The sequence below is a fragment of the Streptomyces sp. NPDC059787 genome (assembly GCF_042732315.1).
Classification (GTDB): Bacteria; Actinomycetota; Actinomycetes; order Streptomycetales; family Streptomycetaceae; genus Streptomyces; species Streptomyces atrovirens.
On sequence record NZ_JBHWHX010000038.1, the window covers coordinates 75,465 to 76,096 of the forward strand.

Here is a 632-nt window from a genome sequence, read left to right on the forward strand (position 1 = left end):
ACGGCTCCTACGGATCCCACGACGACGCGGAGAAGTCCACGGACAGGTCGCACGGGGAGAGCAAGCACGGCGACTCCTCGCACAGTGACTCCTCGCACGCCGATTCCTCCTACGGCGACTACGGCGACTACGGCGACTACGGCGACTCCGGTGGCGCGCGCGCGATGGGCGCCGCCAAGGGCTCGCCCGGTGTGCTCTCCGGGAACAACGTGCAGGTGCCCGTCCACCTGCCGGTGAACGCGTGCGGCAACAACATCGACGTGATCGGGCTGTTCAACGACGCCTACGGCAACACCTGCGTCAACTACGGCGGCTACGGCGAGGAGGAAGAGCCCGAGAAGGAGACGCCGCCTCCGCCCACCCACGTCAGGATGCCTCCCGCCCACGAGGTCGAGAAGCCCCCGGCCGAGGAGGAGGAAGTGCCCGGCAACCCGCCGCACCTGGCCGAGACCGGCAGCGACGGCATGATCGCCGCCTCGGCGGCCGGCGCCGTCCTGATCGCCGGCGGCGCGATGGTCTACCGCCGCGGCCGCACCGCCTCCCGCCGCTGAGGCGCCGGCTGCCGGGCCCGCCCCACCCGGCAGCCGTGCCCGTACGACGACGCGTCCCCCGGACCGAGACCGGTCCGGGGG

The 632-nt window shown here is 72.8% G+C and carries 1 protein-coding gene; it reads left to right on the plus strand.

Going from position 1 to position 632, the window contains the following annotated elements; translation table 11 throughout:
- Positions 1-551 (plus strand): chaplin family protein (locus ACFV5H_RS28830; RefSeq protein WP_385197926.1); only part of this gene is annotated, 551 nt, incomplete at its 5' end.
- Positions 552-632: the final 81 nt, after the last annotated feature.